The sequence below is a fragment of the Salmonella sp. SAL4457 genome (assembly GCF_046548235.1).
Classification (GTDB): Bacteria; Pseudomonadota; Gammaproteobacteria; order Enterobacterales; family Enterobacteriaceae; genus Salmonella; species Salmonella enterica.
The window spans coordinates 1-286 of the sequence record NZ_JBGDZO010000326.1; the positions used below are offsets into that span (position 1 = coordinate 1).

The 286-nt window shown below is 50.0% G+C and carries 1 tRNA gene and 1 other RNA gene; both read right to left on the reverse strand.

What is annotated here, in order from left to right:
- Position 1 precedes the first annotated feature (1 nt).
- Positions 2-77: transfer RNA gene (locus tag ACLJNW_RS24495), tRNA-Lys, on the reverse strand.
- 34 nt (positions 78-111) lie between these two features.
- Positions 112-280, reverse strand: a non-coding RNA gene (locus tag ACLJNW_RS24500) — RtT sRNA.
- Positions 281-286 lie beyond the last annotated feature (6 nt).

The window sequence follows — 286 nt, forward strand, 5'->3', positions numbered from 1 at the left end:
TTGGTGGGTCGTGCAGGATTCGAACCTGCGACCAATTGATTAAAAGTCAACTGCTCTACCAACTGAGCTAACGACCCCTTGGATAAGGGTTACTGCTTCAATCATTCAGGATGGTGGGTCGTGCAGGATGACTCGGCTTCGCCTCGCCCTTCGGGCCGTTGCTAAAGCAACGTTATCCTTCACGTTCTCTACCAGTTACCACCTTGTATATTGGTGGGTCGTGCAGGATTCGAACCTGCGACCAATTGATTAAAAGTCAACTGCTCTACCAACTGAGCTAACGACC